The organism is Daejeonella sp., assembly GCF_049655485.1.
GTDB lineage: Bacteria > Bacteroidota > Bacteroidia > Sphingobacteriales > Sphingobacteriaceae > Daejeonella.
On the sequence record NZ_JBASJU010000193.1, the window covers coordinates 1 to 7,044 of the forward strand.

The following is a 7,044-nucleotide window of genomic DNA, read 5'->3' on the forward strand; positions in this document are numbered from 1 at the left end:
GCGCAGATCAGCTGCACAAGCTCGCGATCATTCATTTCAACCTTAGGTTCCAGACCACCGCTGAAAGGCCTTAGTCTTGGAAATGATAAACTGTATTTGCTTTTCCAGTATCTTTTTTCCAGATAATTTAAGTGCATGGCGGTAAAAAAAGAATCTGTTCTCCAGTCTTCCAAGCCGATCAGCACGCCTAAACCCATTTTATGTATCTCTGCCTGTCCTACCCTGTCGGGCGTCTCCAGCCTGTATTGAAAATTCGACTTTTTCCCTTTAGGATGATGTTTACGGTAATCATCCTGGTGATAGGTCTCCTGGTAAACCAGCACGGTGTTTAAACCATAGGGTGTTAATTGCTGGTAGTCTTCCAGGTCAAGTGGCTGCACTTCCATAGAAATATGCGCAAAGTGCGGACGAATTAAGTCAAGCACTTTCTTAAAATAATCAACATGTACCGTTTGGTTTGCTTCGCCCGACACTAACAGCACATGCTCATATCCCATATCTTTAATGACCGACACTTCCTGCATAATTTCCATCGGGGACAGCGTTTTGCGCTTTACCTTGTTCTCATAGCTAAAACCACAGTAAGTACAGATATTATTACATTCGTTGGAAAGATAAAGGGGAACATACATCTGTATCACTTTACCGAAACGTTTAAGCGTTAAGTTCTGACTGATCTGCGCCATCTGTTCAAGGTATGGGGCTGCCGCTGGGGAAATCAACGCTTTAAAATCTTCCAGATTTCTTTTTGAATTTTCTAAAGCCCGTTCTACATCAGCGCTTGTCTTAGTGTAGATACTTTGTTTGGTTTCATCCCAATTACAGGTCTGAAATACATCCCAAAAACTATTCATTCAAAAAAGAAGTCAGGGGGCTGCTTGCAACAGCATGAGTAATTGATAATAATGCTAATCTCGCTTCAAATGCTAAACGACCGGCTTCCACTGCAAGTTTAAAAGCTCTGGCCATTTGTACCGGATTGCCTGATACTGCTATGGCTGTATTGACCAATACTGCATCGGCCCCAATTTCAAGTGCCCATGCTGCATCAGAAGGAGAGCCTATTCCCGCATCCACAATTACCGGAACATTGCTTTGACTAATGATGATCTCTAAAAAATCAATGGTCTTTAGACCTTTATTGCTGCCAATGGGCGAGCCTAAAGGCATTACAGCTGATGTACCTGCATCCTCCAGACGCTTGCACAAAACCGGGTCGGCATGTATATAAGGCAAAACCACAAATCCCAATTTAGCCAGCTCCTCCGTTGCTTTTAAGGTTTCAATAGGATCGGGCATTAAATATTTCGGATCCGGATGTATTTCCAGTTTTATCCAATTGGTTTCAAGTGCTTCACGCGCCAACTGGGCTGCAAATACCGCTTCCTTAGCATTTCGCACCCCTGATGTATTTGGCAATAAATTCAGATGGGGATGCTTTAAGCGAATTAATATATCATCATCCTTTTCATTTACATCCACACGTTTAAGCGCAACTGTAACCAATTCAGAGCCTGATGCCAGCAGCGCTTCTTCCATCAGTTCAGACGAACTGAATTTACCCGTACCGGTAAATAAACGGGAATTAAATATTTTATCAGCTATTTTCAACATAATTTTAATTTTTAATCGCTTCAGGTTTTGTATCACTAACAAGCCGGCAGATAGCTTCAACTGTTTTCTTCTTGTCCGGATTATCTGTTAATGCACCAGAAATAGCCACACCATATACTTTAGTTTGCATAATTAAAGAAATATCCGGCAATGTAATTCCCCCAATAGCAATTACGGGTATCATGATACTACTATCCAGCATTTGCTGCATGATCAATTTATATCCTTCCAAACCTATTACAGGACTCAGGTTTTGTTTAGTAGTGGTAAACCTGTAAGGACCAAGGCCTATATAGTCGGCCCCCTCATTCACTCTTTGCCTGATATGTTCGAAGGTATTTGCTGTGCCGCCTATAATCATCTCTTTACCAGTTATTTCCCTGGCTTTTTTAATTTCCATATCATTAAGTCCTAAATGAACCCCATACGCACCTGATTCCAGGGCTATATGAGGATGATCATTTATAATCAATCTGGCCTTATACTTTTCACAAAGTTTAGCTGCTTCAAGGGCACATTTTAAGATCACAGCTTCAGGCTGGTTTTTAATCCTTAACTGTATCCATCCGCAGCCTGCATCAAGAGCATTTTTAATTGCATCGAGCTGAGAACTGGTTTCGTTCCCCTGAGAGATATAATGTAATTTATCAATCATAATTATGCTTTATGGTACCCCAATAGTGTTGGATTACTGTTCAGATAGTCTTCGATATATAATTTTGCTTTCTTACAGGCAGCCGGCAGCAGAAGCCCCAGGGCCAGATTAGATGCTATTGCTGAAGATAAGATGCAGCCCGAACCATGCTTTGGGTATAAAGAAACTTTTGCTGGTGTAATTTCATAAAAATCATCCTGGTCGAACAGCAGATCCAGGGCAGGATTTTGCTCATGGTGGCCGCCCTTCAACAGTACCGGGCAATATTTGGCCCATGCACGTGCAGATGATATCACATCCTGACTCCCGCCTAAGAATTGCATTTCAGCAAGATTGGGCGTAATCAGGTCGATTTTAATAAGTGATTGTTTTAATATGGGCAGGCCTGTATCCCAGTTATTGAATTTATAGCCGGCACTTGCTTTCCAAACCGGGTCTAATACTATTTTAATGGCAGGATTATTTGATTTAAGAAAGGATATTACTTCTAATAATACTCCGGGATTTTGGATCAGACCAATTTTACACGCTTTAATATCAAACTTTGAGACCAAAGGCTTAAGCTGTTTTATAATATGAGCAGGCTCCATCCACTCAATTTCTAAAAATTCAGAATCATTTTGCACCGTCCATGCTGTGGAAACACCAAATCCATAAGCCTGATGCTGTTCGAATGTTTTTATATCCGCCAACAGCCCGGCACCTGCACTGGGGTCAAAACCGGCAATACTGATTACGTATGGACGATCTTTATACATTCTTGTATAATTTTAAAATTTTCCACTGCTTGTTCTGTATTTTTCCAGATACTGCCCAAAATTGCTGCCCCGTCAAAATTCATTTTTTTTATACTATCCATGTTCTTCGCCTCGATGCCGCCTATTCCAATAATCAAGGGTGAAGCCTTCATTGCGCTAAGTGTAAATCCCGGCGGTAAAACACTTTTGTAGCCTTGCTTTGAAATACTATTGTAAACGGGCCCGAAAAAAACATAATGATATTCATTTAAGGAAGCTAATAAGGACAGATCATGTATAGAGGTACTTAATATAAATCCATCGGTGATAAGCCCTTCCAACGTATTATTTTTCAATTTACTGCGCTCATTTTCAGTATAGTGAAGGCGTTTGATTCCAAATTCTTCTGCTAAACAATGGTGCTGATGCAGTGAGATGCAGGGATAATAGTCCGGTTCTATACCGGCAATCAACTTTCTTACCTGTTCCGCAGTATCTGCAGGCTTGCGAATATGAAAATATTCCAAACCCAGTTCAAATAGTTCATTGATGATTTTGACTTCATCATTCACCTGATCCGGGCTTGAAATAAGTATCAGTTTCATTATTTACAGATAGATTTCGCTTCCTTTTTGCTTAAACTCATTCGACTTTTCTTCCATGCCTTTCGACAGGGCATCTTCATCATTGAAGCCTTTATCTTTAGCATAATCTCTCACATCCTGGCTAATCTTCATTGAACAAAAGTTCGGCCCGCACATAGAACAGAAATGGGCGATTTTAGCGCCATCAGCAGGTAAAGTTTCATCATGAAACTCTTTAGCCGTATCCGGATCAAGCGAAAGGTTAAACTGGTCTTCCCATCTGAATTCAAAACGGGCTTTACTTAAAGCATTATCCCGGTATTGTGCACCCGGATGGCCTTTAGCCAGATCCGCGGCATGAGCTGCGATCTTATAGGTGATAACCCCGTCTTTTACATCTTTTTTATTAGGCAATCCCAGGTGTTCTTTAGGTGTTACATAACAAAGCATAGCTGTACCGAACCAGCCAATCATAGCAGCGCCAATAGCCGATGTAATATGGTCGTAACCAGGTGCAATATCCGTAGTCAGCGGACCTAAGGTATAGAAAGGCGCTTCGGAACAATGCTGCAATTGCTTCTCCATATTTTCTTTAATCAGGTGCATCGGTACGTGTCCCGGCCCCTCGACTATCGTTTGAATATCATGCTTCCAGGCAATTTTAGTCAGCTCGCCCAAAGTTTCCAGTTCAGCAAATTGCGCAGCATCATTAGCGTCGGCAATACAGCCTGGCCTTAATCCGTCGCCCAGGGAGAAGGATACATCATAAGCCTTCATGATCTCACATATATCTTCAAAATGTGTATAGAGAAAGTTTTCTTTATGATGAGCAAGGCACCACTTGGCCATGATAGATCCGCCGCGTGAAACAATGCCGGTAATACGTTTTGCCGTAAGCGGAACATATCTTAGTAATACACCGGCATGTATGGTGAAATAATCCACCCCTTGTTCGGCCTGTTCAATTAATGTATCTCTAAACAGTTCCCAGGTAAGATCTTCGGCTTTACCGTTCACTTTTTCAAGCGCCTGGTAGATTGGAACCGTGCCAATAGGCACTGGTGAGTTACGAATGATCCACTCCCTGGTTTCATGTATATTTTTACCGGTAGACAGGTCCATTATTGTATCTGCTCCCCAGCGACAAGCCCAAACAGCTTTTTCAACCTCTTCTTCGATACCTGATGTAACCGCAGAATTTCCAATATTAGCATTAATTTTGACCAGGAAATTACGGCCGATGATCATAGGCTCAATTTCAGGATGGTTAATGTTTGAAGGTATAACAGCGCGTCCTGATGCTACTTCCTGCCTTACAAATTCAGGCGTTATATATCCTTTTGGTGTATTGGCGCCAAAACTATGTCCCTGGTGCTGATGAGCCATCACATCATACTGGCCCTGAAGCTGTTCTTTTAACAGGTCGATACGCTGATTTTCCCTGATGGCTATATATTCCATTTCCGGAGTTATAAGCCCTTTTTTGGCATAATGCATCTGGGATACATTCATGCCGGGTTTTGCACGATAGGGTTTGCTGATATGAGCAAACCTGAGAGCATCTAAATTTTTATCACTGGCACGCTGCTGACCATATTCAGAAGAAATATGATCTAATTGCTCTGCATCGCCACGATTTAAAATCCATTGTTCACGAAGACGGGGTAAGCCTTGTCTGATATCAATATCGACATTTGAATCTGTGTACGGACCGCTGGTATCATAAATGGTTACAGGCGCATTTGGCTCTGTTTCTCCAAATCTTCCATGTAGTTTGGTGTCGCTTAAGCTAACCTCGCGCATGGCAACCTGTATATCATGTATCTGTCCTTTAACAAACACTTTACGTGAGGAAGGAAAAGGAGTGCAGCTGATTGCTTGTTCTCCCGGGATATTTTCGTTTTTCATCAGAATATAATTGTTTTTTAAGATTATCCGCCCTGAGTTGCCTTAATCAGAATGATTTGATCACCGGCGTTCAACAGGTATGTTTCCCAGTTACTCTTTGAAATTATCGTTTCATTAACAGCTATAGCTATGCCTTTTAAAGGCTGCTGTATAACAACAGAAAGCATTTGCTGCAGTGAGCAATGTTCGGTTACGGAATAATTTTGTTGATTTACGGTAATGTCCATCCTATGGCTAGTATTAACTATAGGAATGGCCCCGTTTTAAGGAATGGAAAACAAATTGGATTTGTTTCACTTTTCCCTTCGGCAGTACTAACTGCATCAGGTTCAAAGGGTATTTCTCAGCACAAGGCACCCCTAAAGTTTTTTGTAAATGTAAAAATAAAAAAATTTAAAGATTAGCTTTAAAGAATTAAATTATTCAAACTAACAATTTTTCACAAATCAAAATTGCTGGGTCTCCAAAAATCCCAAATGTTGATCTGCCCCCCCCTGCAAACTGTTGAAGCTTTTAAGAAGTTTCTTCTGAAGTCGCTTTTTTGATGATTTTATTGCCCAGAGCACTTGCCTCAAGCTGGTTTCTGGCTTTGTCTATAGTCTTTGGAAGAGTTTCAGATAGTTCAGCGACCTGGGTGGGACATGGGTTGTGTATTTTTTGTTTTGTAGCGATGTAAAATAAAGAGGCAAATATAACCTCGAAACCCGAGTTCGATAAATAAAATAGCGGTTAGACCTCTTTTAGGCGTTATAACTAATTTCCATGAAACAGTTGTCGGAATTCGCGTTAGGGATTGCAGTGCAAATCATTTTTGCCACTATGGCAAAAAGATTGCAACAAAAAGCCCGCCCGAACGCCCAGATCCAAGTATTTATAATTATTTATAATCAAACTCAGGTTAGAAACTAAAGTATTCCGCTCCTTTTTATTGCAGCAAAGGTCTCCCGCTCATTTCAGGAGTAAAGAGCTTTCACGGCATAAATTCTCCCTCATCCTTCAGTCCGATTTATTCCATGCTCTCTTGACACCATCATTCACTTAGAGATCGGTGGCTTACCAAAAGATGGCTGAAAGTCCGCTGGAACAATAAAAATTACAATTCATCCGGTTTGTACCCAATTCGTTTTCTAGGTGGAAGAGGACTTTCCTTTTTCTCAAGCAATTCATCAAGATATCGAAATACAATTTCCATGTTTTTGTCTTGATTGTCTAATTTGTTTTTGATCTTTTCAACCTCTAAACGTATCTCTGTATTGTCAGTAAGCATTAATCTTAGTCGGGTAAAAATTCGTATGATTTGAATATTTACATGGATCGCTCTTTCACTATTCAAAATGCTTGACAACATAGCCACACCTTGTTCTGTAAAAACAAATGGGGTTGATGGGCTATATTTAGCTGTCGGGGGTAGCTTATCACAAATTGTGATAAGCTCCTGCCATTCCTCTTTGGTTAACTGAAACATAAAATCAGCCGGAAATCGTAAGATATTACGTTTCACAGCCTGTTTTAAAGATCGGGTCTCTACCTGGTACAATATTGCGAG

At 40.8% G+C, this 7,044-nt stretch carries 8 protein-coding genes and 1 riboswitch; all 8 genes read right to left on the minus strand.

The genetic code is table 11. The annotated features are described in order from the left end of the window. Window positions 1–854 (minus strand): 2-iminoacetate synthase ThiH (gene thiH / locus WBJ10_RS08340; RefSeq protein WP_424289208.1); only part of this gene is annotated, 854 nt, incomplete at its 3' end. Continuing rightward, the gene (locus tag WBJ10_RS08345; protein ID WP_424289210.1) at window positions 847–1,614 is read right to left on the minus strand and encodes a thiazole synthase; all 768 of its coding nucleotides are present in this window, start codon (window positions 1,612–1,614) and stop codon (window positions 847–849) included. The genes thiH and WBJ10_RS08345, both read right to left, overlap by 8 nt. A gap of 4 nt (window positions 1,615–1,618) precedes the next feature. After that, a complete protein-coding gene (locus tag WBJ10_RS08350) occupies window positions 1,619–2,269 on the minus strand; it encodes a thiamine phosphate synthase (RefSeq protein WP_424289212.1) in 651 nt (216 codons plus the stop codon). A gap of 2 nt (window positions 2,270–2,271) precedes the next feature. After that, window positions 2,272–3,027, minus strand: coding sequence for a hydroxymethylpyrimidine/phosphomethylpyrimidine kinase (locus WBJ10_RS08355; protein ID WP_424289214.1), 756 nt, complete (start codon window positions 3,025–3,027; stop codon window positions 2,272–2,274). Next, on the minus strand, window positions 3,003–3,611 hold the full coding sequence (locus tag WBJ10_RS08360; RefSeq protein WP_424289216.1) for a thiamine phosphate synthase: 609 nt from the start codon (window positions 3,609–3,611) through the stop codon (window positions 3,003–3,005). The genes WBJ10_RS08355 and WBJ10_RS08360 overlap by 25 nt, the downstream gene beginning before the upstream one ends. 3 nt (window positions 3,612–3,614) lie before the next feature. Next, window positions 3,615–5,498 carry a phosphomethylpyrimidine synthase ThiC gene (gene thiC / locus WBJ10_RS08365; protein ID WP_424289218.1) on the minus strand — a complete coding sequence of 628 codons (1,884 nt, stop codon included), beginning with the start codon at window positions 5,496–5,498 and terminating at the stop codon, window positions 3,615–3,617. A 23-nt stretch (window positions 5,499–5,521) separates the two neighbouring features. Continuing rightward, entirely contained in the window at window positions 5,522–5,725 is a 204-nt protein-coding gene (thiS, locus tag WBJ10_RS08370) for a sulfur carrier protein ThiS (RefSeq protein ID WP_424289220.1), read from the minus strand. Window positions 5,726–5,781: 56 nt separating this feature from the next. Further along, a riboswitch (TPP riboswitch) is annotated at window positions 5,782–5,869 on the minus strand. 722 nt (window positions 5,870–6,591) lie between these two features. Next, window positions 6,592–7,044 (minus strand): ORF6N domain-containing protein (locus WBJ10_RS08375; RefSeq protein WP_424289222.1); only part of this gene is annotated, 453 nt, incomplete at its 5' end.